The 25,455-nt window shown below is 52.2% G+C and carries 19 protein-coding genes, 1 tRNA gene and 1 pseudogene; 9 read left to right on the forward strand and 12 right to left on the reverse strand.

Annotated elements, in window-relative coordinates; translation table 11 throughout:
• Positions 1 to 314 (forward strand): annotated as a pseudogene (locus tag GOV89_RS22715) (hypothetical protein); the annotation flags it as partial.
• An 881-nt stretch (positions 315 to 1,195) separates the two neighbouring features.
• Positions 1,196 to 2,035: an SDR family oxidoreductase gene (locus tag GOV89_RS21320; RefSeq protein ID WP_171181970.1), complete on the forward strand. Its 840-nt coding sequence runs from the start codon at positions 1,196 to 1,198 to the stop codon at positions 2,033 to 2,035.
• A gap of 386 nt (positions 2,036 to 2,421) precedes the next feature.
• Here the strand turns inward: GOV89_RS21320 and GOV89_RS21325 are convergent, their stop codons facing one another.
• From GOV89_RS21325 to GOV89_RS21335, 3 genes are read right to left on the reverse strand one after another with little or no spacing between them, the layout of a single operon-like run.
• Positions 2,422 to 3,546: an ABC transporter permease gene (locus GOV89_RS21325; protein ID WP_171181972.1), complete on the reverse strand. Its 1,125-nt coding sequence runs from the start codon at positions 3,544 to 3,546 to the stop codon at positions 2,422 to 2,424.
• Positions 3,547 to 6,246, reverse strand: coding sequence for a ribosome-associated ATPase/putative transporter RbbA (rbbA, locus tag GOV89_RS21330; protein WP_171181974.1), 2,700 nt, complete (start codon positions 6,244 to 6,246; stop codon positions 3,547 to 3,549).
• Positions 6,243 to 7,238, reverse strand: coding sequence for an HlyD family secretion protein (locus GOV89_RS21335; RefSeq protein WP_171239053.1), 996 nt, complete (start codon positions 7,236 to 7,238; stop codon positions 6,243 to 6,245). The genes rbbA and GOV89_RS21335 overlap by 4 nt, the downstream gene beginning before the upstream one ends.
• Positions 7,239 to 7,508: 270 nt before the next feature.
• Between GOV89_RS21335 and GOV89_RS21340 the strand changes: the two genes are divergently transcribed.
• The gene (locus GOV89_RS21340; protein ID WP_209509760.1) at positions 7,509 to 9,155 is read left to right on the forward strand and encodes an alkaline phosphatase family protein; all 1,647 of its coding nucleotides are present in this window, start codon (positions 7,509 to 7,511) and stop codon (positions 9,153 to 9,155) included.
• Between the two features lie 210 nt (positions 9,156 to 9,365).
• On the opposite strand, the gene GOV89_RS21345 is transcribed toward GOV89_RS21340, so the two are convergent.
• From GOV89_RS21345 to GOV89_RS21360, 4 genes are all read right to left on the reverse strand, one after another.
• Positions 9,366 to 9,782 (reverse strand): c-type cytochrome, encoded by a 417-nt coding sequence (locus GOV89_RS21345; RefSeq protein WP_171239054.1) that lies wholly within the window; start codon positions 9,780 to 9,782, stop codon positions 9,366 to 9,368.
• A gap of 418 nt (positions 9,783 to 10,200) precedes the next feature.
• Positions 10,201 to 10,539 (reverse strand): cytochrome c, encoded by a 339-nt coding sequence (locus tag GOV89_RS21350; protein ID WP_171239062.1) that lies wholly within the window; start codon positions 10,537 to 10,539, stop codon positions 10,201 to 10,203.
• Positions 10,540 to 11,399: 860 nt separating this feature from the next.
• Complete coding sequence (locus GOV89_RS22720; protein ID WP_209940277.1) at positions 11,400 to 11,819, reverse strand: hypothetical protein; 420 nt, start codon at positions 11,817 to 11,819, stop codon at positions 11,400 to 11,402.
• A 703-nt stretch (positions 11,820 to 12,522) separates the two neighbouring features.
• Positions 12,523 to 13,230 carry a helix-turn-helix domain-containing protein gene (locus GOV89_RS21360; protein WP_170486081.1) on the reverse strand — a complete coding sequence of 236 codons (708 nt, stop codon included), beginning with the start codon at positions 13,228 to 13,230 and terminating at the stop codon, positions 12,523 to 12,525.
• Positions 13,231 to 13,373: 143 nt separating this feature from the next.
• On the opposite strand from GOV89_RS21360, the gene GOV89_RS21365 reads away from it, so the two are divergent.
• From GOV89_RS21365 to GOV89_RS21380, 4 genes are all read left to right on the forward strand, one after another.
• Complete coding sequence (locus tag GOV89_RS21365; RefSeq protein ID WP_170486082.1) at positions 13,374 to 14,180, forward strand: class I SAM-dependent methyltransferase; 807 nt, start codon at positions 13,374 to 13,376, stop codon at positions 14,178 to 14,180.
• 283 nt (positions 14,181 to 14,463) lie between these two features.
• On the forward strand, positions 14,464 to 15,255 hold the full coding sequence (locus GOV89_RS21370) for a class I SAM-dependent methyltransferase (protein WP_170458396.1): 792 nt from the start codon (positions 14,464 to 14,466) through the stop codon (positions 15,253 to 15,255).
• A gap of 304 nt (positions 15,256 to 15,559) precedes the next feature.
• On the forward strand, positions 15,560 to 16,336 hold the full coding sequence (locus tag GOV89_RS21375; RefSeq protein WP_170791928.1) for a 2-keto-4-pentenoate hydratase: 777 nt from the start codon (positions 15,560 to 15,562) through the stop codon (positions 16,334 to 16,336).
• A 108-nt stretch (positions 16,337 to 16,444) separates the two neighbouring features.
• A complete protein-coding gene (locus GOV89_RS21380) occupies positions 16,445 to 17,917 on the forward strand; it encodes a DUF2779 domain-containing protein (RefSeq protein WP_170585298.1) in 1,473 nt (490 codons plus the stop codon).
• A gap of 85 nt (positions 17,918 to 18,002) precedes the next feature.
• Here the strand turns inward: GOV89_RS21380 and GOV89_RS21385 are convergent, their stop codons facing one another.
• The gene (locus GOV89_RS21385) at positions 18,003 to 18,980 is read right to left on the reverse strand and encodes an adenylate/guanylate cyclase domain-containing protein (protein WP_348540132.1); all 978 of its coding nucleotides are present in this window, start codon (positions 18,978 to 18,980) and stop codon (positions 18,003 to 18,005) included.
• 462 nt (positions 18,981 to 19,442) lie between these two features.
• On the opposite strand from GOV89_RS21385, the gene GOV89_RS21390 reads away from it, so the two are divergent.
• Positions 19,443 to 19,536, forward strand: a tRNA-OTHER gene (locus GOV89_RS21390).
• Positions 19,537 to 19,555: 19 nt separating this feature from the next.
• The gene (locus GOV89_RS21395) at positions 19,556 to 20,434 is read left to right on the forward strand and encodes a hypothetical protein (RefSeq protein ID WP_171239055.1); all 879 of its coding nucleotides are present in this window, start codon (positions 19,556 to 19,558) and stop codon (positions 20,432 to 20,434) included.
• Positions 20,435 to 20,670: 236 nt separating this feature from the next.
• Here GOV89_RS21395 and GOV89_RS21400 read toward each other — a convergent pair whose 3' ends face one another.
• From GOV89_RS21400 to GOV89_RS21415, 4 genes are read right to left on the reverse strand one after another with little or no spacing between them, the layout of a single operon-like run.
• Positions 20,671 to 21,993: a VWA domain-containing protein gene (locus GOV89_RS21400; RefSeq protein ID WP_170679174.1), complete on the reverse strand. Its 1,323-nt coding sequence runs from the start codon at positions 21,991 to 21,993 to the stop codon at positions 20,671 to 20,673.
• Positions 21,986 to 22,756 (reverse strand): helix-turn-helix domain-containing protein, encoded by a 771-nt coding sequence (locus tag GOV89_RS21405; protein WP_171239056.1) that lies wholly within the window; start codon positions 22,754 to 22,756, stop codon positions 21,986 to 21,988. Before GOV89_RS21405 ends, GOV89_RS21400 begins: the two co-directional genes overlap by 8 nt.
• Positions 22,735 to 23,874 carry a hypothetical protein gene (locus tag GOV89_RS21410; RefSeq protein WP_171239057.1) on the reverse strand — a complete coding sequence of 380 codons (1,140 nt, stop codon included), beginning with the start codon at positions 23,872 to 23,874 and terminating at the stop codon, positions 22,735 to 22,737. The genes GOV89_RS21405 and GOV89_RS21410 overlap by 22 nt, the downstream gene beginning before the upstream one ends.
• Positions 23,858 to 25,375 carry a hypothetical protein gene (locus GOV89_RS21415; RefSeq protein ID WP_170679168.1) on the reverse strand — a complete coding sequence of 506 codons (1,518 nt, stop codon included), beginning with the start codon at positions 25,373 to 25,375 and terminating at the stop codon, positions 23,858 to 23,860. Before GOV89_RS21415 ends, GOV89_RS21410 begins: the two co-directional genes overlap by 17 nt.
• Positions 25,376 to 25,455: the final 80 nt, after the last annotated feature.

The following is a 25,455-nucleotide window of genomic DNA, read 5'->3' on the forward strand; positions in this document are numbered from 1 at the left end:
CGGTTGAGAGGGTCGATCTCGACGGAGACCTACAACGCGACTGGGTTCTGAATGAATCTGGTTTTGCGTGTTCAAGCGCCGCATCTCTATATTGCGGAACTGGCGGATGCGTCTCGCACTTCTTGATTGAAGAGGAGGTGCACTCGTTGCTCAACCAAGGCTGGACGGTCATTGATTTTGGGCGTCAACGCGTTGTCGTCGCAGATATACATGGCTCTAATTGCGACGGAATAAACCCAACGCCTTGCTTCAGCGCCAGTACTTGGGATGCGGACGCTAAAACGTGGCGCTCGTCTGCTGGCGATTGGGAGTAAGCTGCATTTGAGCATTGCAGATAAGTCATTGGAGCTGTTTTGTTCGATGGGCTTTCTTTAGCACGCAATCTTATGGGCAAATCATGCACTCCGACTCGAAAGCACTCTGGCTTCTGTCGTTAGGTGCTCTCAAAACTGAGCCAAAGCCAGTGCCTTACAGCTATAAGTATATATAAGCTCGCATGTCTCAATACTTGATTGCAGAAATTTTCCAAAGGTTGTCCGCAATGAACCTGAAACGACGTCCTTCTTAAGACACCAGGGAACTAAAAAGGCGGTATGGTTTTGATGAAACTCCATACACACAGCCTCAACCCGCAATGTTAGGTTCTAGTCGTCCCAATAATCCTCTTCTTGCCGCCGCCGTTCTTCCGCGCAAGAGGAACAAAATCCAGTAGCATCCAGATAATCTGTTTTTCTGTCATCATCCACAAACGATGTAGGGACGCGCGTAACGCTGCATTCCTATCATTGATTTTATTCAGAAAATCTGGGTGTCGTCGCCCATAAGTTTGCACGATTCGCCCAAAAGTTTGCACGGTTCACTATACGCGCTCAATTGTCGATTGACTTAGCGTAGCTCGATCAACTTGAACGCACCAAAACTCAATCAAAAGTGCATTCTAGTTGGCAAAACTCAACCCAAACCACGCTTGGGCAGCAAAAACTCCAAAATGAAGTGGACAAGAGTGGCATGGCAGACCCCGTCATTCCGATAAGCTTACAAGCAGAAAAGGCGACCTAGGCGCTATTCACCGCCTACGGTTTGGAAGGTATTATCAAGCTGAAGACTAACGTTGCCGACGCCGCCTAATATCACCAGGCCGGTCTGGATTTTCCGGACCTTTCGATCCAACACGGGCTTAGGAGGAGCTTAGCCGATGACACACCCCGCATTTACCTCAGACTCTGTGGCCGTGATTACCGGGGGTGCTTCCGGCATTGGCCTCGCCACCGCAGTGAAGTTCGCGCAAATGGGAATGCGCATTGTTATTGTTGATCGAGACACCGAGAAACTGGCGGCCGCGGCAAACATAGTGTCTGCCGCTGGCGCGGCCGATGTAATGACGTCTGAGACAGATGTCCGTGATCGTGCGCAGTTAGAGGCGTTGGAGCGGATGGTGGCAGACCGCTACGGAGGGACAGATATTCTGATGAACAATGCCGGTGTCGGAGGCAATTCATCGACAGTTGGCGACGCCGCGGCTTGGGACAATATGCTGGGTGTAAACCTATGGGGTCCGATCCACGGCACCCAGGTCTTCGCGCCAAACATGATCGCTCGTGGCAGACCAGGCGCAATCATCAATACAGGGTCCAAACAAGGCATCACGACACCGCCAGGTAACCCGGCTTACAATGTCTCCAAGGCGGCTCTCAAAGCCTTTACCGAGGCACTGTCCCACGAGCTCAGAACGGGCCCAGGTCATCAGATTACCGCGCATCTTCTGGTCCCAGGATTCGTCTATACCGGCATGATCTCCGCGCCCGAGAAGCCTGCCTCCGCCTGGACCGCTGAGCAGGCGGTCGACTTCTTTGTTGAAAGCGTGAACCGAGGGGATTTCTACATCCTTTGCCCCGACAATGACGTTTCACGCGATATCGATGAGAAACGCATTGCTTGGAGCGTGGGAGACATCATCGAAAATCGCCCACCTCTCAGCCGATGGCATCCAGACTATAAGAAAGCGTTCGCGGACTTCATGGCGAAGCCTGGCTGATCATCGCCATAGCCCAACAATCACGACAAGTTAGCGATTGAAGAATGCCGCCAGCTTTACAGTTGCCGACAGCCTGTCGCCTGTCACCATAATTGAACCTCATTAACAGTCTCATCTGGCCTGTCCAATTCTATTGTGTGTACCCGTTGTGGCGTAAAAAAACTTCGGTTCAGAAACGGGCGGAGAATTTTGTCGCTTGAACGCCTTGGACTTGCCCATTTGATTCAGAAGGTTTCGACACTTTCAGTGCAAACCTTTGAGTTTGCGACTATGGCCTTTCAAAACCTCGATTGCATCGCAATCCAGCCGTCGGCCCACATAATGCCGATATGACTAGAGACATTGAAGCTAGCGCTCCAATCTGTCACAGCCAACAAGTTGGATTGCTAGCTGATCTGCGCAAGAGAACGCCGAAAAAGCCGTAGGCTCATTAGTAACAAAGCAATTCCCAACAACGTCATCCAAACGAATTCCGGCCAGACAGTCTCAATACCAGCGCCTTTGAAAACAATAGCCTGACTTGCTGACATGTAATGGCGTGACGGCAGAACCAAAGTACCTGCCTGCAACCACGCCGGCTGACCTTCAATTGGGGTTTCGCCACCTGACAGCATTAGCATTGGCAGCACAATCAACATGACCAGAAGCGCGAACTGCGCCATAGAGCGTGCAATGGTTGCCAGAAACACCCCAAGCGCCGTCGCAGTAAAAAGAAACAACGCCGTGCCAACCAAAAACAACATCTTGGATCCAGCGATACTAATACCCAAAGAACCCTGCATCACAAATGTTAGTGAAAGACCAGCCGCTACCAAAACCACTGCTGCATTCGCCCAAATTTTAGCAATAGCTATGTCAAATGGGGCAAGCGGCATGGCAAGGAGATGTTCAATAGTCCCGTGCTCTCGCTCTCTAATCATTGCCGCTCCGGTCAATATAGTTGTGAGCCACATGATCTGGCCGATCAAAGCAACGATACCAGCAAAACGTACAGTATCTCTATTTGGGTTGAAGGCGCTTCTAAGGATGACACTGATTGAGGGAGCATCCACTAGATCGATACCAATTGCATAGCGATGTATTTCAGCGCTCAAGATACTGGTGATGTAGTTTGCACCAATACCGGCCTGTTCCATAGCGGTTGCGTCAATAAGAACTTGAATCTCCGGACTGCGCCCTGCGCGCAGATCCTTTTCGAATCCGGGGGGCACAGCCACAACGAAAATAAAGCGCCCAGCATCCATGTACGCTGGTCCTTTTCCGGGTTCGATTAGGACGACCGGTTGGAACTCTGGTGGGAAAAACGCTGTGGCAAGTGATCGAGAAAGAGGCGAGTCGTCTTCATCCGCAAACGCTATCGAGGCGTTGTTTACAGAACTTGCCACTCCCGTTGCTTCCATGATCGGGGCCAGCGTGAACGACCAGACCAACAATGCCATCATCACCCAATCACGGCGCAGGCTCATCACTTCTTTCAAGCCTAGCCAGAATATGCAGTAGAAGCGCTGCATTCACTTCTCCTGCGCCCGAAGACATAGGGCTGCGATCAGTGTCAGAACTGGTCCGAAGCAGGCGAGGGCCAGAATGTCTGGCGCAAGGGCCTCCCACCCCAAACCTTTAGTGAAGGCTCCAACGTTTAGGTGTAGGAAATATGAGGAAGGCCAAAGAGAGCCAACCACTTGTGCGCCTCCTTCAAGCGTTGAAACAGGTTGCAACAGACCTGAGAACTGGATTGTTGGGACAACTGAGGCGATGGCAGTTGCAAACGTGGCGGCCACCTGACTGGATGTCATTGTGGCGATCAACAACCCGTAGGATGTTGTTGCCCAAACGTAAAGAAGGGCGCCAACAGCCAAAGGGAAAGGGTTTCCTTTTAACGGTACCCCGAAAAGAAAAACTGTCATTCCGGCCAAAAGCAGAAAATTTGCGTAGGCGATCAAAATGTATGGAATTTGTTTGCCGACTAGAAATTCAAGCCGCGTGGTTGGTGTCACGTAGAAATTGACAACTGACCCCAGCTCTCGTTCCCTTGCTACGCTTACAGCAGTCAAAACAGCTGGCAACATAATCAGTAAGATAGCAGGCATTGCCGGAGCCATCGCGGCGATGCTTTCAAAGCTCTGATTGTAGCGAAACCGGGGTTCGATCCGGGCAATATCTATCTGGGTTTTGCCATTGCTATGGGCATATTCCGAGAGAAATGATTGGTGCAATCCGGAAACATAACCTTCAACCGTCTCACCTTTAAATGGGATAGCGCCGTCTACAGTTGCAAGTATCTGGGTCGGTTCACCCGTACTCATCTTTCGGTCAAAGTCAGGTGGCAACTCAACAACCAGAGAGACCTCACCTGCCACTAGACGGTCGCGCCCTTCGCTGGCGCTTTGCAGCGGCGATGTGGCTTTAAAGTAGGACGATCCGGCGAATTCAGCCGAATAAGCACGACTCTCCGGCCCCTGAGAAAGGTCAAGTACCGCGAATTCAAGTTCATCTATATCCAGCGTAATTCCAAAGCAAAAAACTAACATTAGAATAGCAGAACCCAGAAACGCGAAAGCCAGACGCACCGGGTCACGAGCTACTTCAACGGTTTCGCGCCGCGCATATGCCAATACACGAGAGAAATCCCTTCGACTGGCTTGGGATTTAGTCCCAAATTCTACTTCTGGCGCGACAACAGAGACTGGTTTTTCTGCTGCTTCCAATATCGAAATGAAAGCGTCTTCAAGGCTTTCCACCCCTTCAATAGCGATCAGTTCAGCCGGAGTACCTTCCGCTAGAACTCTACCAGCATGCATAAAAGAAACGCGATCACAGCGTTCCGCCTCGCCCATGAAATGAGTGGACACAAAGATTGTAACCGACTCATTTCGAGAGAGCTCAATCAGCAAATCCCAGAAGGAATCGCGCGCCTCTGGATCCACACCGGATGTTGGTTCGTCGAGAATTAGCACCCGCGGGCGGTGGATCACTGCTACGGCTAGCGACAGTCGCTGTTTGATCCCAAGGGGCAGTGCCGTCGCCAACGTATGCCGGTGTTCCTCGAGCCCAAAGCGCTCAGTGAGTTCCGAAACACGTTGTTCTCGGTCGGCAATTGCAAATATCCGCGCATGCAATTGTAGGTTCTGATGGACCGACAACTCGCCATACAAGGAAAAGGCCTGGCTCATGTAGCCGATTTCACGCCTCATTTTTCGATCATATGCATCGACAGGGTTGCCAAACAGCAGTGCTTCACCTGAGCTGGAAGGTAACAAGCCAGTCAACATCTTCATTGTCGTGGACTTGCCGCAACCGTTTGATCCTAGAAACCCGAATATCTCTCCTTGATTGATTGTGAAGTCGACGTTGTCTACGGCCGTGAAATCACCAAAGCGTCGTGTCAGTCCACGCGCAACTATCACTGGGCTTGCTTCGATCTGCACATTCGTTTTGTTTTTCCCCTCCGATTCGACGGGCAACTCCTGTGATCTCAGACGCCGATATGCAATTTCGAGGTCGACATCACTCCCTTTCAATTCGGCGGGCTTCCCCTGAAAGATGACTTGACCCGCGTCCATCGCGACAATCCGGTCAAAACCGTCGGCTTCTTCCATGTACGCCGTTGAAACCAATACCGACAGTTCAGGGCTTTTTGCTCGGATTGCATCAATCAAAGCCCAGAACTGCCGACGCGACAACGGGTCGACCCCGGTCGTTGGCTCATCCAAAACCAAAAGTTTGGGGTCATGGATTAAAGCACAGCAAAGGCCTAGTTTTTGCTTCATCCCACCCGAGAGCTTGCCCATCAGACGGTCTTCAAACTGCGCAAGCCCTGTCGCAGCCAATAGCGCTGCGATACGGTCATCCCGCTCTGAATGCCCTTGAGCAAAGAGACCTGAGAAGAACTCGAGGTTCTCGCGTACAGACAGCTCCGGATACAGGTTTCGACCCAGCCCTTGCGGCATGAAAGCGATGGCTGGGCAAATCCTGTGTCGATGGCCAGAATTGCCAATCGGGCCGCCTAGAACGTCGATATTGCCGGATTGCAGTTTCTTTGCGCCGGTGATCAAACCAAGCAGTGTAGACTTTCCCACCCCATCCGGCCCGATAAAGCCCACAAGCTGGCCGCCTGGCAGTTCCAACGAAATAGAATCCAGTGCAACATGCTTCCGATAGCGGTGCGTAACACCTGAAATTCGAATATCGCTGGTTTCACCCTCTACTCTCATTCGAAAAGCTCTGCTGGGATGCGTTGTTCCAGCGTCTCAGGCCAAGCAACGGCTGGGTTAAGCCGGATCACCGCGACACCGCGCAGACCGGTTTTGACGTGCTCGATCCGACTTTCAACCAAGTCTATTGGGATACGGACGCGAACGCGAAAAACCAGTTGCTCCCGTTCATCCAGGGTCTCGACCTGTTTGGGAGTGAATTGTGCCTCGGGAGAAACAAAGCTCACGAATGCAGGTATCGCATATTCCGGCAAAGCGTCGAGCACGATGCGAGCCTCAGCTCCAATGGGCAAAAGTCCGGCTTCACGCGCCGGAAGAAAAACTTCCATGTAAACATTCTCAAGGCCAAGAATAGTCAGGATTGGTTCGCCCGCGCCAACGACCTCTCCGGGTTCTGCAAGCCGGTAAAGCACGCGTCCGGGCAAAGGTGCCACTAGAGCGCTGTCTTCAATCTGTGCTTCGATCCTGCGCACTTCTGCCTCAGCGGCTGCAATACGGCTTTCTGCGGTTGCAACTCGGGCTTTGGCGGCGCCCAATACTGCTGTAGCAACTTTATGAGTGGTATCGCGATCTTCAAAAATAGTTTTGGAGATATTTTGTCCTTCCAGCAACGCCGTGGCACGATCAAGCTCTTGCTCAGCCCTGCGCTGTTCGCTTTCGCGTTGCACAACGAGCGCTTCTGCTTCGGCCTTTGTTTGATTTGCCAATGCTACTTCGGCTCTAGCCCGATCCAGGGCCGCAGATAGCTCGTCTATGTCCATTTCGGCCAGGATTTGACCGGCTGCAACCATACTGCCCTCTGTTGCCGTTACCTTCGCAACCCGACCTGCATTAGTTGGTGCTATTTCGACTTGTTCCGCTTCAACCCGCCCGTTTCCTTGAACAAACCCAACCGGCAATTCATCGCCATCCTCGGCAACAACGACATACAGCAACGCACCAGCAATTACTAAACCAGCCAAAATAAGAAAAACCGATAGGCTTTTGGTCATAGCGTTTCACCTGAAACAGGGTTTCTGGCGCAGAGTTTAGTGTCTTAAAAGACTCAAAGCCTTGTTTTGGATCAAAACCGACCCGGACACCTCAGTGCCAAGCAATTGTTTGTATGAACACCGGTTTGGGTGTTGCAGGCTCTTTCGCGATAGGTGGGAAGAAGTAGACTTGAAGCGTTTTTGTTATCAGTTTGGTATTGAAACGGGTTGTTCTAACGCGCAATTGCGGTCGCCGCTAACCAGCTGCGCAATACAGCGAAAGGAAACACTATGACCAAAACACTAAGAGCTTGTTTGTCTTTGTGGTTGGTTGCAGTCGCTCCTGCGTATGCACAAGAACCTCCTCGTCTCGTTTTGCAGCTGACCGTTGACGCGTTTCGGGGCGATCTACCGACACGCTACTTTGAGAATCTTGGGGAGGGTGGCCTTAAGTATTTACTTGAAAACGGTGTACACTATGTGGACGCCCATCATTGCCATGCCAATACAGAGACTGTTGTCGGGCACGCCACATTGGCCACCGGGGCAACACCGGCAGTGCACGGGATGATCGGAAACATTTGGTTCGACACAACCCTAGACCGCCTTGTTTACAACGTTGAAGACAGCACCGCTCCGCTCCTTGGAGATGGCGCTGGCGTCAATGACGACATTGAAATTGACCCAACACAGGCGGCAGCTGGCACAGATGGGCGGTCACCACGCGCTATGCTTGTTACAACTCTTTCGGACGAATTAAGCGCTTCCACTGCTGGTGCGGCCAAGGTCTTTGGAGTTTCAATCAAAGACCGTGGGGCTATTACAATGGCGGGACAAAGCGGCAAAGCATTCTGGTTCTCAAAAGCCGCAAACCGTTTTGTCACAAGCTCGTATTATTACGACAAATACCCGGATTGGGTTTCCGCCTGGAATGACGCATCGCCAAGCGCCTCCTTTGAAGGAACCTCTTGGGAATTGATGCACCCAAAGGAAGCCTATCTCTTTGGCGACCGTGACAACCAACCATGGGAGACGGATGTCGCCGGGTTCGGCACAACCTTTCCTCATCGCTATTCTTCGGCGCAAAATGGGTTTGACCCGCTGGAAGATCCCTACTTTACGACCTTTTTAACGCTTAGTCCCGCTGGTGACGATCTGACGGCGCAATTTGCCAAACGATTGATTGATGCCGAGGATATCGGGCAAGACGCGGTAGCGGATTATCTGGCGATTAGCTTCTCGTCCGTGGATTACGTCAACCATGTGTTTGGCCCCTCCAGTCTTGAAGCCGAGGACACGATATACCGCCTCGATCAGACTCTCATGAATCTCTTCGCGTTTATTGACGAACGGATTGGGCTGGAAAACGTTTTGATCGTTCTATCGGCGGACCACGGCACCACCGATGCGCCGGGCTATTTAGAGAGTGTTGGCATCCGAACTGGCCTTGTTGCTCCGGACACATGGGACCCGACGGAACAGATAGCCAGGCTTAAGGAGCGGTTTGGGATCACCGGGAAATTGCTTGAGGGTTATAATCACCCCTATCTCAATATCGCCCCCGAAGTATTGGCTCGCAGTGATATTGACTTACCCACGCTGGAGTCAGCCATTGCAGAAGAGCTTCTATCCTTTCCCGATGTGGCATTCGCCGTCCCCAGTACGGCTATCGAAGCAAACCTCCTGCCCGATACCGACATCATGCGCTTGGTCCGCAACAACTACCACCCCACCCGATCCGGGAACATATACGTAATCTTCAAACCCGGCTGGTTCATCGCGGACTTCGATGGTCTGTCTGTCACATCCACCCACGGGTCACCGTGGCGCGGTGACACACATGTGCCGATTATCTTTGCTGGACCGAACTTAAAACCGCAACGGGTCGCACGCCGTGTTTGCACGACTGCTCTCGCATCCACACTGTCAGCATATTGAGCACGGCACGTCCTAATGGTGCGAGCGGTGAGGTACTACAAGAAGTCTTGGATTAGACCGCTGTGAAGCGCGAGACCTGATACTGAAGCACGCTAGGCCAGACCGCGACGACATCGTCCACAAAGCGATCCTCATATTCGTTGCTTCTTGGCGACTACGGAAACCGCCCAACGTAGCATTCTTTAGCATACGTATATGCGGAGCAGAACTTCACGGAACATATCGTTCCGGCTTCGGAGACTGAATACTCTCCAAATACTCAGCAACTTCGATTAGTCTGGAAGGAATACGCGTAACCAAACCATTCCCCGTATCGAATTCGACAGTAGGGCCGTCGTTCAACTCGTTGATTATTGGCATGTCATCGCGAGGTTCTTGAACTTTCAAATAACCGTCCAAGATCGACATGACCTCCAACATGGGCCACACGCCTCCCCTACGGTCGGAAATCTTTGTTAAATCAGCAGGATCAGTTTTCAAATCAGCTGCGTCAGGCCCTTTTCCAGATGCATCGATTCCGTGACATCTGGCGCAATGCTCAACAAAGAAGTCTTTGCCAAGGTCCGAAAACTCATCGGCCGCAGACGTCGTTGCAACCGAACTAATGCCCATGCTTGCAACGATCATAAAGTGCCTCATAAGCCGGAGGTCCTTTGCAACACGAGAGTTTACTACAACAGAAATGGACCGACATCTTCCCCCGGTCAACGTCGGTCCTCTACCATATAACATTTGCTATCCTGTGGCCCAAAACCGATTGATGGGGACAGGCAGCAACGAGCTCAGAACAGCTTCACTATTTAACATTCGAAATTTAGCATGTGAAGGCGCTCGACTCTTTGACATAAATCATATTTCAACTCGCAGTCTGCCAGAATTGGACTCGACACGCCAATTCGGCCAAATGATTTTGAGTGACTGCTTACGCCTAGCAGAACACGGCGCTTCACAATGCTGGGCCTGCAATTGTCACCGGGTCAAAAAAGGTGCAAGTCCAGAACACCGGCAAACGATCAATTACTGACCTAACGCCAAGAACACCAATCTACTGTTGGATGCCTTCTAAGAAAAACAATAACCCTGCTAACTCGCGCGGGGTGGGCGTCAAGACACCCTCGATTTCAACCGGAACCAGGTCTTCCGCCATTTCCCCACCAAATTCCGGCATAACCCGAGCAAGATGGCTGTTTCCTGGGTCGCCATAGATGTAGCTTAGGGCCCGTGCTTGAGGGAAAGTGCCTGCGTTCTTCGCGCTCAATGTTGTCAAATCTGTTGGCTCAACGGAAAGACCGCTGCTTGCCGGGCCACCGCCTCTACCATCCACACCATGACAAGAAGTACAGTTTTCTGAGAAAAAGGCTGCCCCATCAGCGCGAGTGGGCATGACATCGGCGTCAGGATACAAATCTGTACACGACGCTGTGGCTAGAGCGATAAATCCAGCCGATAAAATAACCCACCTTATAGCGTGCATGCTCTACCCCGTTTATTATTCAGCCTACGGTCCAATGTAGAACATGGCAATGACAGCAACTGCCGTTTTAGGATCGGTGAGGGCCAACTTTACAAAACTCTCACAAAACGATGTAGGGACGCGCATGACGCTGCGTTCCAGTCACTGATTTTATTCATGAAATTCAAGTGTACTCGCCCATAACTTTGCGCGACGTTTGCGCATAATTCTGCACGATTTGCCCAAAAGCCTGCACTCCGAGTCGAAAGCACTCTGACTTCTGTAGTTAGGTGCTCGCAAAACTGACCCAAAGCCAGCGCCTTACAGCTATAAGTACATCTAAGCTAGCAAGCTTCAACACTTGGTTGCGGAAAGTTTGCCACAGGTTATTGGCAATGAACCTGAAACGACGTCCGTCTAAAGACACCAGTGGACTAAAAAGGCGGTATAGTTTTGATGAAACTCCATACACATAGCCTCAACCTGTGATGTCAGGTTCTAGTCGTCCCAATAGTCCTCTTCCTGCCGCCGCCGTTCTTCCGCGCAAGAGGAACAAAGTCCAGTAGCATCTGGGTAGTCTGTTTCTCTATCATCATCCATATAGACTGTCCGAAGACAGTCGGAACACTGTTGGTGTGCCATGCTTACCCTCTAGGTTTAGTTTTGATGAAACCGCCTGATCGGGTCGGCGATTTCATTACCGTTCAATTGTGGTGGATTCTGACTTCTTGCCGCTATGAAACAACAAGGAAGTGGCGGAGCGCCGAGTGCGAAGCGTCCAATCCGCCAAACTATGTTACGGGCAGTTTGCGACGCTCGACTCTCTTCCAATCCCGTCCGGAAACGATGCCCCAGTTTCCCGCTCCGTTAGGGCGACGCCAACGCGGAGTGGCCATCTTCTGAAGTTCGGAAAGCGCTTCGTCATAGGAGTCATACTGAACCTCCTCCCCCTTGGCTCCAATTGTGAATTTACCGCCTCGAGCCAGACGAGGATGGAAATAAGCGTTATCGGTAGCCACCGGAACGAAAACCACTTCATCTTCGAAATCTATGCTGGGCAAGATTGGTGTAACGTTATCCGGCTTTTCCCAAATTGAAGGGTAATATTCCTTCCGACCTTTAAGCCATTGAACAGCACTCGATGCAGTTACACCCTGCTCAGCCTTTACAAGACAGCTTTCGCCGCTCGACAACGATGTAGGTGCGCTCATAACGCTGCATTGTTTACATTGATTTCGTTAAAGAAAATCTTGGAGCTTTGCCCAAAACTCTGCGCGGTACTTGCGCATAACTTTGCACGATTTGCCCATAAGTTTGCGCGTTCCAAAGTACGCGCTCAATTTAAGATAGTTCCTGTACGGGTCCTACAACTTTAGAGCACTGCCCTTCAATCATAAGTGCGCTTTGATTGGCAGTCTTCAACTTTTGACCGATCAAAGTACTTCACTCGCACGCAGGCGATAAACCGCAAACGCGTCAGTTATGAGATGCCTGGACAACAACAGCAAACAAACGCGCATCAGCGCAAATTTATTCGCGCAGGAGAAATGCCACATGGATCTCAAAGACTTCTCCGGCCTGTGGGTCTGCTTTGGGCTGGATGCGGACTCCGCGACAATGAATGCGAACGGCCGCTCTGAGCCCAAAAAGACTGATGCTGCGCTATGCTCGAAAGGCGGCTTCTCAGGCTGCGGGCAAAAACCTGCCAAAACCTCTGAGGTTTTGGACGGGGTTTGTGACACGGCTAAGCCGTTGATCTTACGTTAGGGCAGGACGATGTGCCAAAAACGACCGTTTTTGGAACTCACACCGGAGCCACGTGCACCCAGAAGTTGCTGAGAGGTTTATGGCTCGGTCGGCTGCTGCGTGCCCAAACCTCCCAAATGCTCCGGGCTCAGCGAGTGTCCGGGTTTCTCACTCCGGTCGCAGTGGGAGGATGTCAGGAACCTTCGCGTAGGGTGCGGGAGGCAGCCAGTTCTGAAATGTCCGCGCCAGTCGCGGATCACCACTAAGGAAGAATGACCCCAGCTCCGTCTCCTTTGCCAACGTCGTTCGCCCCATGATGATGCCGCCCATCGCGACCAATGTTGTTTCAACATATAGGTCAACGTCGAGATCAGGATCGTGGACGCAAAGTTCAGGAGGCATTCCCCGCTGGGCCAAAAACCAAAATGTGTCGTAGTCCGTTGGCTCATCCCTGAAATGAAAGCGGATCACGGATCGCTTGTCAGGCAGAGCATCTACCTGGAGCACGCTTTGACACTTCCACATCATAGGTGAGGCAAGTGTTCCAGCGAGCGCGACCTCTGCCTCAATGTTCTGCTGTGCCCAGACCCCGAGCGCTTTGATGACAGGTTCCAACGCTTCGGACTTCGGCGTACGGAAATAGTCCACGGCACCCGTTGCTTTGTCTTCGACACGCTCAACTAGACCATTGTGCTCCATCTCCGAAAGTCGCCGTGAAAGTACGCCGGGGGAGATGCTGCCGAGGCGTCTTCGTAATGTGTTGAACCTGGTGGCTCCGGCCCAAATCTCAGTCAGGATTGGAATAGTCCATCTTGGTTCCAGCAACTGGCTGGCACGGGAAATTGGGCACAGAAGACCGTATGGTTTAACGTTCATGAAAAACTCCTCACCCCCACATCATAGCCAGCAAAGCCACTTGGGCTAGTACGTCTGAAGTACCGGCATCAGTACCTCCCACGCACTACTCTAGCAGAACTCCACCATGGTTGAGTTGGTCATCACATAGTGAGGAGAAAACGATGACACAGAACAGCCCTATGACAGGGGTCGCTAACGGAGAGATGTGGGGCCATCGGGCGCAGGATTGGGCCAAGTATCAGGAGGCCTCCATTGCACCTGTATTTGACGCGGTTCTCGACCATACTGGCGTGAGCGAGGGGACAAGATATCTTGATATCGGCTGCGGGGCAGGAATGGCGGCCGCAAAAGCCAGCGCGCTGGGAGCGGTGGTTACTGGTCTCGATGCATCAAGTGCATTGATCGACATTGCCCAGTCCCGGTTACCGGCAGCGGCCTTTCACGTAGGGGATTTGCAGGAACTCCCGTTTGCAGATGGCAGCTTTGATCTGGTGACAAGTTTCAACGCCATCCAATATGCCGGGGATGTCGCCGAGGCTCTTTCAGAGGTGAAACGCGTCCTTGCACCTGGTGGCACAATAGCTATCGCGACCTGGGGCAACCCGGACGGCATGGAAGCAGCTGAGGTAGTGACAGTTTTGAAGCCGCTATTGCCGCCGCCGCCACCCAACGCACCGGGCCCGTTCGCTTTGTCTGATGACGAAGTTCTGCGTCAGTTCGTTGAGAACGGCGGGTTCGAAGCATTCGATGTATTCGATGTCGACAGTCCTTGGTCTTATCCCGATGAACCGGCTGCAATCGCGGGTCTTGCCGCATCTGGCGTAGCTGCCAAAGCAATAAGCTTGGCAGGCAAGGATGCGGTGGATGAAGCGCATCGTTCGGCCATCGCTCCATACCGCAAGGCAGATGGTCGGATCGAGTTCGGCGCCGCTTTCAAGGTGGTGCTTGCCAGGTTATCAACCGAATAGCACTTGATGCGAAAGACTTAGTCCTAAAATGCGGCCGTTGCAGGCCTCCAGAGCAATGGCCGCTTTGTCTGCACTGCCGACCTAGACACGCGCGCTTGTCGTATGATCAACTCGACGTAAGTGCTCGCGGTTTGGTTGATCGAACGTTAGCGCTCACAAACGACCGTTTTTGACCAGAGGGTTCTGTCATCGGGTTATTGTCACGGGCTTCTTAGAAATTTGACCGCCGAGTTCGCTGCTGTGTATCGTGCTCCAATCCGTGCAGCCAGAAAGGATGAATGCCGTGACATTCCAGCTGGTGGGCAATGGCCCACAAATCTACGAAGAGGTCATGGTGCCCCTTTGGTTTGGTCGGTGGGCCGAGGCGCTGATTGATCTGGTATCGCTTCAAAAGTCCGAAAATGTTTTGGATGTTGCATGCGGAACAGGCGTGACGACGCGGATGGCAAAGAAAAAAGTCGGGCCGAATGGAAGGGTAGACGGCCTCGATATTAACGGGCCAATGCTTGCAACGGCCAAAGAACTGGCGGATGGCCTCAACATCAACTGGATCGAGAGCGATGTCTGCGACAGCGGTCTACCGCCCGGGACTTACGATGTCATCCTGTCGCAGCACGGCTATCACTACTTCCCCGACAAGCCGCAAGCTCTCTCAGAGTTTTTGCGGCTACTTGTTCCAGGCGGACGTATGGCTTTCTCAATCTGGGACGGGCATAGCCCATATACAAATGCAATCTGCGCTGCAGTCGAGCATCACATTTCAGCTGAGATTGCGGGTAAGCAACGCGCACAACGACAAACACCGTCTTTAGAAGAGCTCAGAGATCAGTTGAGTGCCCAAGGGTTCACCAATGTGGCAGTTCATCGACAAGAGCTCATGATTGACGTGCCGCTCGCGCCGGAGTTTGTACCTTTACATCTAGCGTCAATGCCTATTGCAGGTGCGTTTGCTGGACTTACTGAAACGGCCCAGAAAGCACTGATCGACGAGGTTACGGAAGCCCTCTCAGACTACGTGCAAGGGGATCGGCTGGTTTACCCAGACGCCGTGCATGTGGCGGTTGGGTACAGATAGAGATGCCTCCAAGGTCCGGTTCTTAGCCAAAGCTCATGCGTTTATGTCATCGGTGAAAACGACCGTTTTGGGCCATGCAAGGATTCCGGAAGCGGCCTTTTGCGCAACTGCAGCGAAAACTCACTTTGTCCGCAACTCAGTCGTTGCCCCGACTATGTCGAACATCTGCCGTTGGTACGAAACTGCCGTATAAGTTAAAGACACTTTGTAGGTCTTGGAGCTAGACTTGGGCGAAAATCATTACTCTGGTCCTTCAGAACCTTGCTTGTATCGCAATCCAGCCGTCGGCGAGTATAGTACGAATATGACAAGAGATCTTGAAGCTAACGCTCAGAAAATCGCTCATGCCCTGACCTCTGGCCAGCAGATACCCAAACTGTCTTCAGAGGCAGGAAAGCTAACACTGGATGACGCTTATTCGCTTGCAAGTCGCGTCCGAGAGCTTCAGGGCAAAAAGAGAGTCGGCCGAAAAGTCGGCTTCACGAACCGCACGATTTGGCCTGTTTACGGTGTGGATCAACCCATTTGGGGAGAGGTCCACGCAGATGGGCTGTTTTCGACTGATCAGCCGGTAAACTTGGCAAGTTATTCAGAACCGAGAATCGAACCAGAAATCGTACTAGGCCTTGGCTATGCCCCGACGGCTGAAATGAACAATGAACAGTTGGCAGGTTGCGTGGAGTGGGTCGCTCCAGGGTTTGAAATCGTGCAATCGATTTATCCCGACTGGAAATTCTCAGTCGAAGATTCAATCGCAGCACAAGGATTGCACGGCTGCCTTGTTCTTGGCGACAAAGTCGCGGCGACGCATGATGTTTTGATCGGCTTGGCCGAAGTGCCACTAGCATTGTTCAAGGGCACCAAGGCCATCGGGTCCGGCAAAGGTGAAAACGCGCTTGGAGGCCCAATTGAAGTCCTGGCTCATCTTGTGTCTCTGCTCTCCGAAGCCGACCAGCTTCAGGGAGGCGAGCTGGTTACAACCGGTACTTTGACAGACGCATGGCCAGTGTCTCCGGGTGAAGAATGGTCAGCTGGTTTTGGTGGCGTGATGGACACCGAGCTCTCGGTACGATTTACATGAGGCTTTGGTAGAGTGGTGACGCCGACTGCACCAAAGAAATGTTGCTCTCAATAGCTGACCATGATGGTCTTCCACTGGTTTCATCAATTCTGGGATGCAAATTAAACGATGCTATCCAAATCAGATTACATGATGTTTCTTAGGCACCCAGCCTGGCTATGGATCAAGAAACACGCCAGGCATCTGTTGCCGCCGATTGACCCCTCATTGCAAGCGCGCTTTGACGAGGGGCACGCGTTTGAGCCTTTTGCTGAGGAGCTATTTGGTGATCTCGTTCACCTCGGTTTTTCAGATTTTTCAGAATACCAGGCTCTGCCCGCGCGTACTTTGGAGGCTTGGAGAAACGGTGCAAACGCAGTGGCGCAGGGACGTTATGAAGATGGAACCATAACTTGCATCTCCGACATCGTGAGCCGCAGTGACGATGGGTACGTTCTGACAGAGATCAAGAGCGGGACTTCTGCAAAGCCCGAGCACACTTTTGATCTCGCATTCCAGCGTGTCGTGCTTGAGGCAGCCGGGTTCCCCATTGCGCGCTGCGAAGTGGCACATGTGAACCGTGACTACGTCAGAAACGGCGAAATCAATCCGCGAGAGCTTGTCAGCATCACTGACATCACGGATGCGGTGACTGAGCAGCTCGAAAAAACACGCACGCGTATCGATCAGGCATTGAGCGTCGTTGCCAGCGGTACGATGCCTGATCCGTCCCCCGAACGTGCGCGCCTTAAATCCTACGGTGAATGGCTGGAGATCCGCGAGAAGCTCGACCCTCCAATCGCGCAAGACAGCATCCACCGCCTTCCGTTCATGAACGCGGAAAAAGCCTCCGCACTCATCGCAGACGGGATCACAAAGATTGACGAGATCAGTGATCCATCTGTGTTGGGCAAGTCAACACAGCGCTACTTGAGAGCAGTGGCAAACGGTGCACGCACAATCGACCATCAGGAGTTGAGCAGGTTTCTGAGCGAGATTGTCTATCCGGTTTATTTTTTTGACTACGAGACGTCTCAGAGTTTGCTGCCACCTTGGGACGGAACGCGTCCCTATCAGCAAGTGGCTTTCCAGTATTCCTTGCATATCCAGCGTGAGCCTGGCGGAGAAATTGAGCACAGGGAGTATCTCCACCGAGACGCCAGTAACCCGATGCCAGCCTTGCTGAAAAGGCTTCGTGAGGACATAGGAGACGTTGGCTCTTTAGTGGTTTGGTATGCGCCGTTCGAGAAATCGCGCAATACGGAAATGGCGGAAACCTATCCAGAGCACGCTGGGTTTCTGGAAGACTTAAACGCCCGCGTAGTTGATCTGATGAAGCCGTTTGCGGATGAAGTGATCAACGATCCCGCGTTCAAGGGAAGCGCCTCCATCAAGGCCGTTCTTCCAGCGCTTTTGCCAGAACTTTCATACGATGATCTGGACATCAAAGAGGGAGCGAGCGCGTCTCGCCTTTGGAAGGACGTAACACTGACCGAACCGGATGATCCAGAGCGCGAGAAGGTCTATTCTGATCTTGTGGCGTATTGCACGCGCGACACCTGGGCGATGGTCGCAATTCACCGGGAACTGCTGGCGATGTGAGGTGTGCTGCGAACCTCAAAACAACTTGCGGTGCTGCTCCCCAAGGAGACTAGGCGAATTACCGGAGTTACGGCGCCCCCAAGACTTAATCTTGCCACTCCAACCGATACAAGACGTGGTGACCGCGTAGACCTTTAAGGAGTCTGGGTTCTATTTCAGAAAAAGAGAAATCGGTTCGTCCTCCGACCATGGCACGAGTCGCATCTGAAACGAGTATCTCGCCCGCCGCACCAACGGTCGTTATGCGTGACGCTTTGTTGACCACAGTGCCAAAAAAATCTCCACGAGATTGCACGACATCACCAGTATGAATCCCAATCCGGACACCGAAAGATGGCTCCTCGGAAGCCGATGCAATGGCCCCCTGAATCTTGATAGCGGCCGTTAGTGCTTCTTTCGCGGACGGAAAGACGGACAACGTTCCGTCTCCAAGGGATTTCACGAACTGGCCATGATACTTTTCGATGATCGCCGCCAAGACTTGGAAGTGGTTTTCGATCAGCACCGACCAACGCTGATCGCCCAACGCCTCCGCCAACGTTGTGCTGCCCTCCACATCAGTGAAAAGTACCGAAGCCAAACCTTCGGTTTGGACCAGCTCGGGTCCATCTTCACGCGCAGCATCCACCAGTTTTTGGATGGCCAGCTGTTCTTTACCCACGAGTTCAATATTTGGAGTGGGTACTGAAGCGTGGCGATTGATGATCTTCCAGGCCGCACCCTCCAAGACAAAAATCAGAACGGTGCGGTAAAAGACGGCTTCATCAAAGCCGACAAACTGAATCTTATGGACGAAGGATGACCATCCCGTTTCTCCGTTTTCGAAGGCCTCAGCTTCAACTTCTTCGAAAACGACGGGTGCCGGGATCTCCGCAAAAAATCCGCTAACCCCATCGCGAACTGCTTGCCCGCTCCAAAACTCACCTTCGCCTGTGCCAACGAACCTTAGTTCATCTGCTTGCGACAGAAAATCCTGCAACTCGTCAGTATTCTTTTTGGTTCTGAGTATTTCATACCAACGCCTCGAAACCGCCAGCAGCTCAGGTGAGGAACGTATCGTCACAAATGACTCGAGACGCTAAATGGAATGAGGCTTACAAGGTCTTGCAACCGGGATCTCCATTTTTCGAAAGATGCAGGTCAATGCTGCCGCTGACGTTTGGTCAGATCAAGACTTTTGTATTTCTCCAGAACACAGCGCGTCAGACGCAGATCAAAAGACGCGCGTCGGTTCAGAGCGAACTATCGACGGAGTTTCTGAGCTCGAGTCTGGATCACAGGGCATCGAATCGCTTCGCTGTCTGAGAACTACTCGACGCTGTACTGGCCCGCAAAATAGGATGCTTCATTCTTTTTGGCACACGCTAAGCTAGAAGGTTCCCAGAACTACGCGGTGAATTTCGAAGTGCAGCACGCTCCGTCTTGACATGGTTATGCGAACTGGTTCAGCTTGCGGTCATGACGTTCACACGCATCCACTGCCATCGAATATCGGCCTGAAGTCGATAACCCACGCGAAATCCGCGGGAGGCAGCATTGGTATGCGGGCGAGGCTTATATCCTTGTAATTGCTCCAGATTAGAGTGCACGAGTCGGTTCGATTCCGACGCCTCCTACCATCCTTAGGAGGTGTCCGACATGGCGGACGACGTCACGAACACAATTGATTTCAACGATATCAAGCAATCGGTCGAGGAGAGCCTCGGACGCACACCCGAAGGCTGGTCCGGCTTGGTCACCGCGCTCTTCACAGAGGTTAAGGAATACTGCGATCTGAAGGGTGCCACCTACCCCTTTGTCCTCCAGATCAAGGGGAAGCTGGGAGAGCTCCGCATCTACCACAGGTGTGATGATCGACACATCCAGTCGATGATCATCGCCACGATTGCACGAGCAAATCGTACCTGTGAGCGCTGCTCAAACGCTGCCGAGACCCAGCTGTTGGACGGCTGGTACACGACATTGTGTTGTTGGTGCGCGCATGATGTCGCGACCAAGCGCCATCCGAAACGGCACCGGCTATTTGGCGTTCGAAAAAAGCGTGTTCGAGATCGAATGACCTGCGGTGTCTGCGGATATTACGGCCACCCTCGAAATCAGACGGCCTGGGCGCTCGTCCGCAAGATCGCAGACCTTTGGCTTGCGGGAACTGGCGCGGGCGAAGAAGGCGTTGAGGCAGAGCTGCCGCCGATGATCCGCAAGTCTGTCCGCGAACTAGATGAGAGGGTCGAAAAGGAATCGAACCAGAGCGAAGATTGGAATGCTGTGATCAAGCAGATATCTGATGACGAACCGTATTCCCTGGGCTTCTACGCTGACAAATTTGAGTCGTGGACAGCGGACGAGATTGGAGCTCTTCGATGTGATGTGGTTGAGACAGCAACGGAGGAGGAACTAATGGCCGAGGTCGAATGCCGGCGAAGAGCTGGTCTACTGCCCAAGGAGGCCTCTAATGATGGATTCTCAGATCTGGTTGATGATCTCTGGGGCAAACTCGATACAGACCCAGACTGCTAGTACAGCTTACCGTCGACGTTTTTGAATACGTCAAGTTACCGAAACCCATCGTCAACTTCCTAATCTGCGACCTGAGGAACGTCGCCTTCCAAGGCAATCTTTCTATATTGAGATCGAGGTTTTGAGGGTGACCGATGGCAAGCCTCACATTTGGATTTCGCCGTCGATGCTGCCGAGTTTGCGCGCCAATAAACAACGCGCAAAAAGCTCGGAATATCTGGTTTTCAGAGAGTTTTTTAATCACCACCGACCATGCGATCCACCCAGGATTTTTTTGCGGTTCCACGGTGGTCTGCACGGCGATGAAACGCAAGCTCTGAACTGAGCGTCATTTCTTTGTGCATTCTTGGAGAAATATCACGGTCTACGTGCCGTGCGAGTACTTTTAGGCCACGCACCAGTTCCCGGCTTCCCGGCAATTCGCGAACATATGCCTCAAAATACCGTAACTCTCTTTCAACGTAGTTGGCCGCCTCCCGAAACGCTCGATCTCGGTTCATTTGCCCCGCGCGGTTCAATACGTGAGCCTGCCAATGTGTTGCGACTATCGACGCAATTTCCGATGATTTTGGACACCTTGCGTTTTCTCCTCTGTCCGCAGCCATAAGTAGGGCTGTACTGAATTGCGGTTGAAATGGCTCGCCGCCTCCCACTGATCTGGCAGAAACGCTCGCTGTGAATTCAAATCGCTGTTTATGAGCAGACGTCGGACAAGTTACTTTTGCTACCACCGCGCGTTCTACTTCGTTTTGAAGGGGCCCCAAATCGACATTCAAGCGTCCCGCGTGTCCAAGAGATGAGGATTTGCCGAGGATTTCTACGTGAAACCCAGCTGGATACTGAATTGAAACTTCGACGTTGTCGGCCACGGTAGAGAAGATGTCTTCTAGCTCCCCGAGCAAAACCGATGAAATCTCGGTGTCAAATTCGGCATCATGCAGTCTTCCACCTCCATTTTCAGAGATGCCCCGCAGCAGCTGTTCATCGTATCCATTTCCAATACCGAGTGCTGAAGTTGTTACGCCTCTTTTGCGCAGTTCGCTCGCATGCCGGCGGAGTTCAAAAGGATCCGTAACGCCTTCGTTGGCGTGCCCATCGCTTAGGATAATGACCCGTGGCGGCAGTCTGGAGTCCGCCTCGTAAACGGTGGCGGCACGGTCAACAGCTTGGAACCACCCACCGCTCAAGTTTGTACATCCACGCGTCCGCAAGCGCGAAATCTCAAACTCGATTTCTGGCAAATTTTTGTTGTCGACCGAAACAGCATCCAGGTGAGTAACAACGTCCGAACCAAAGGAAACAAGCGTCAAACGATCTTGGCTTGACAGCTTCGGCACAAGGCCCAACGCTGCCTGTTTTGCTGCCTCAAGCTTTCCACCTGACATCGAGCCACTGACGTCAATTGCCAAAGCAATGTTCATGGGTTCCCGTTCGCGTCTAGAAGACGAGTTGCAATCCGAGGCTCTTACCTTGGCCACCAAGTAGCGAACGGAGTCGCCGCGTTCCCAAAACTGCTCACGGTCAAATTGGCACTTCAGTTCAATATTATTATCAGTCACGTTTCTTGCCTCCTATTAGTATTGCGCGGAGATGGTCCGCGAGTTGTTCGAATAATGCGCGCTCTCTTGGTTCAAGCTTTCCTCTGATCGAAAGCTCCAGGTCTGGAGTGATGGAGATCCGGTTCCAGATCATGCCTCGGGCACGCCGAGGTGCTGGGCCCTCGAAAAGCTCTTCCAAACTGACGATCAGTTGCTCGATACTGGCAAGGCTCTCTTCTCTCTCAAGGCGCTTTGCTTCCCGCCGTTCACTGAAACGCGGTTTCTTGTCACCGAACAGATCGCGGCTTTCTTCGCTGTGCTGGCCATCAGATCTTGCGCGCGGCATCGGTGCCATTTTGTACGCGAGCGGAACCTCCTTTTGTGTCTCAATGTTCCTGAGATATTCCCGCGCCGAACCTCGCGATCTGGTTGCGGTCGGCAACTCCTCGGCCCATTCTTCTATCTGTTCTTCCGTTGCCGTCATGAACCGGAGTCCAATGTCTGCCAGCGTCATGCCGTATAAGTTTTTTAACGTCAAAACTGCCTTGGCTCGCTCTACATTTGTTGCAGGGTAGGTTGCCCCTCTCCCCGATTTGCTTGGCGAGGAAAGTAGTCCTTCGCTTATCCATGAGCGCAATGTTCGAGGTTCCACCCCAGTTCTTTCGCTCAGTTCTTCAAGTGTGATTCCATTTGTCATGACGAGCTGAATAATATTGACATCTCGACATGTCAAGTTGACGACTTCTTGCGTTTTACTGTTGATCACTGTGTCACGACGCCCCAATTTACCAGCTCAGCTCGGGATAACCTGTAAAGTTGGTCGGCCGGTGTAGACGCTCCAGCCACAAAAAACTCCTCTGAAACCCCTGCCGCTGAAAACAGGTGAACGAGAATGGCTGAGGTTAGTTGGGAGTCGGCCTCATCCGACACACCAACTTCTGTCCGCCATTGGTGAATTTCAATTGAACCGCTTCCAACCACATCCCTTTCTGCGCCTCCCAGAAAAAGCAAAGTGCACGAGCTAGCACACGGACCAGTCGCAATGGTTTTTACGTCTGCGTCGCGAAGAACCGTATGTCCGCGGATAGCCTCGTCTACTAAACCTCCAGGAGATGAGAACTCTATGACGTTCGCGCCTTGACCAATTGCATTGATCAAAGCGTCCACGCTTTCCGCAGTGACCTCTCCGGAAAAACTGTATTTCTTGCCCCTTTCAGGTATTTGAGCCGTATTAGGATTGCCGTTCAGCCAAGGACAATTTCGGAAGAGCTTTTCTGCTTCACCTTTGGAAATCCCGGCTTTTGACAGGGTAGCATTCGACACAAAAGCTTGTTGCGGCGTTCCACCTGGATCGAGATTCCCGAGGCTAATTTTTAGATTCAACCCGTCCGCATAGATGTTCGAATAGCACCAGGCTGTATCGAAGTTCTTGTCTTCTTCGTGCTTGAAGGAATGCCCGGCGGTCACAGGAAATTCTGTACCTCCCAACATGACTGATGTTTCCCTGAAAATAGTAAAGTCGGTTGTGATTACTCCTCCATCAACGGACTTCTCATTAGTTCCAACAGCGGGCCAAGGGCTGACTTCAGTGGCAGTCGCATCGGAGGCCTCTGTTACTTGGACTTCGGACTCTGACTGCATTATCCAACTGACAGCAAAACCAATCGCTAAAACTAAAACTGCGGCAGCAATCATAATCAGTGAGGACCGAATTCCCTCTGCAATAAGGACACGACGCTTGGACTGTGCGGCGGCGTGCTCGATTTTAACTTGAGCTTCGGCTTCAACTGTTCTGGTGAGACGAGCAGATGCTTCGCGAACTTGTCTTGCTGGTTCAGCGATCTTGTCTGACATGGACCGAACAACGGATTCCAGCATCTGCGTATCATGCAGCGTGCGCATAGCTAATCTCCTCACTATCAGAATCTTTTTGGGAAGCCGCGAGCTGAGTTTTTAGTTCGTTTGCGGCTTCTTCAGGAAGGGCTTCGAGGATGGCATCCAAGGCGCCCTGTACGTTTTCTCCGACAGGAACAGGTACGTAGGTAAACTTCGTTACGGGCACCTCGATTTCGACTGGCTTTTCAATTTCTTTTTCCACAGTGACTTCAACCGGCACCTCGACGCGTTGCACGACAGGTTTCACGCCACGTACGCGAAACCACTCGGCATAGAGGGCAACACTTGCTCCGGTCAAAGCGCCCACGACCCCAAGCAATACCCCAAACGCGGCACCAATCTGTTTGGCCTGGTCTTCGGAAACTTCGTACGGCTCAACACCAAAGACAAACGACGCCCAACGGTGCATTTGAGACTGGTTGGAGAGCTCCTCGACATCGGCGGATTTCGTAACCGCTTTTTCCTCCAACACCTCAATTTTGGCACCACGTTCGGCAGCATGCATCTGAGTTTTCGCAAGCGCTTCAACTCGCTCCGCAGCCCGCACTGCACTTTCGGCTTCGTGCTCTGACAACCGCTCGGCTGCTTGGTTCCTTGCGGTCTGAGCATCATTCAACGCTGCCAGCGCCTGCGGATCAGGTTCTGTAATGGACGCTTCGATTTCCGTGTTTAGCTTTTGGATCTCGGCATCAAATGGTGCGCGGGCTTCTGCGATAACTGTCTGCTTGGCCGGCATGCTTCTCATACGGGCATTCAATTGAGCCCGAGTTTGCTGGTCGATTGCTGATCCGTTAAGGCGAGACATGATGCTGTCTTGTTCGCTTTGCCATGCGTCTGCGGCCGCATCGCCAGCTTCTGTTTGCTGGTGGATCACGCGCTCTAGCTGAGAACGAAGTTCTCTTGTCTCTAAGCTCTCAAGACTTTGCTTTGCACGCTGAAGTGCCTCTTCTCGCAGGGCCAACGAGGTGCGAAGACTCTCCAATTGTTCAGCATCAGCTTCCTTGATCTTTGTTCCATCAAGTTCATCCTGCAAGGCGGCTTCCGACAAAGCTTTGATTTCGCCTTTGATTTCCCTTAGTTCCGCTTTGGCTTCTGCTACTGGCGTGGTTGTGACGTGAACAAACCTCTCGAATCCGTTGAAAATTGTCTCGAAAGAAATCAGTGCAGCCACCAATAGCCCAACGGATGCGAACAAACGCGCCCAGCGTCTTGAATGAAAAACAACAGTCGCTGCCGGAATCTTCGCCAACTCTACGGCAGCAAGAACAACAAAAACGCCGAAGACTGGAAACGTCTGCGCAAATCCACTGCCCTCTGGCATGCTTGAAGCCTGTGCGAATGCAATTCCCAAACCGACAGACACTAGAATAAGCTCAATTCCCCAGGCAAGCCGGATGAGCTTCCGCGCGTACCCGAGGTTTTGACTTTTGACGTCAGATTGACCCACGAAATCCGAGGCGAGCCCGCCTACGTTTTCGGTTCCAGAGTTTTCTACTTCTTCCTTCATAACAGCGACCTCACGTAAACCTTTGATTTACATAAGTCCGCTCTAGGAATTGACTTTTTACTTCCTGCCAGAGGCTTGAG

This window comes from Ruegeria sp. HKCCA5763, assembly GCF_013034545.1.
GTDB lineage: Bacteria > Pseudomonadota > Alphaproteobacteria > Rhodobacterales > Rhodobacteraceae > Ruegeria.

What these genes read in the sequence shown, in the direction of transcription:
- GOV89_RS21320 (WP_171181970.1), top strand. Translation starts at nt 1,196, where the DNA reads ATGACACACCCCGCATTTACCTCAGACTCTGTGGCCGTGATTACCGGG.
- GOV89_RS21325 (WP_171181972.1), bottom strand. Translation starts at nt 3,546, where the DNA reads ATGCAGCGCTTCTACTGCATATTCTGGCTAGGCTTGAAAGAAGTGATG.
- rbbA (WP_171181974.1), bottom strand. Translation starts at nt 6,246, where the DNA reads ATGAGAGTAGAGGGTGAAACCAGCGATATTCGAATTTCAGGTGTTACG.
- GOV89_RS21335 (WP_171239053.1), bottom strand. Translation starts at nt 7,238, where the DNA reads ATGACCAAAAGCCTATCGGTTTTTCTTATTTTGGCTGGTTTAGTAATT.
- GOV89_RS21340 (WP_209509760.1), top strand. Translation starts at nt 7,509, where the DNA reads ATGACCAAAACACTAAGAGCTTGTTTGTCTTTGTGGTTGGTTGCAGTC.
- GOV89_RS21345 (WP_171239054.1), bottom strand. Translation starts at nt 9,782, where the DNA reads ATGATCGTTGCAAGCATGGGCATTAGTTCGGTTGCAACGACGTCTGCG.
- GOV89_RS21350 (WP_171239062.1), bottom strand. Translation starts at nt 10,539, where the DNA reads ATGCCCACTCGCGCTGATGGGGCAGCCTTTTTCTCAGAAAACTGTACT.
- GOV89_RS22720 (WP_209940277.1), bottom strand. Translation starts at nt 11,819, where the DNA reads ATGAGCGCACCTACATCGTTGTCGAGCGGCGAAAGCTGTCTTGTAAAG.
- GOV89_RS21360 (WP_170486081.1), bottom strand. Translation starts at nt 13,230, where the DNA reads ATGAACGTTAAACCATACGGTCTTCTGTGCCCAATTTCCCGTGCCAGC.
- GOV89_RS21365 (WP_170486082.1), top strand. Translation starts at nt 13,374, where the DNA reads ATGACACAGAACAGCCCTATGACAGGGGTCGCTAACGGAGAGATGTGG.
- GOV89_RS21375 (WP_170791928.1), top strand. Translation starts at nt 15,560, where the DNA reads ATGACAAGAGATCTTGAAGCTAACGCTCAGAAAATCGCTCATGCCCTG.
- GOV89_RS21380 (WP_170585298.1), top strand. Translation starts at nt 16,445, where the DNA reads ATGCTATCCAAATCAGATTACATGATGTTTCTTAGGCACCCAGCCTGG.
- GOV89_RS21395 (WP_171239055.1), top strand. Translation starts at nt 19,556, where the DNA reads ATGGCGGACGACGTCACGAACACAATTGATTTCAACGATATCAAGCAA.
- GOV89_RS21410 (WP_171239057.1), bottom strand. Translation starts at nt 23,874, where the DNA reads ATGCGCACGCTGCATGATACGCAGATGCTGGAATCCGTTGTTCGGTCC.
- GOV89_RS21415 (WP_170679168.1), bottom strand. Translation starts at nt 25,375, where the DNA reads ATGAAGGAAGAAGTAGAAAACTCTGGAACCGAAAACGTAGGCGGGCTC.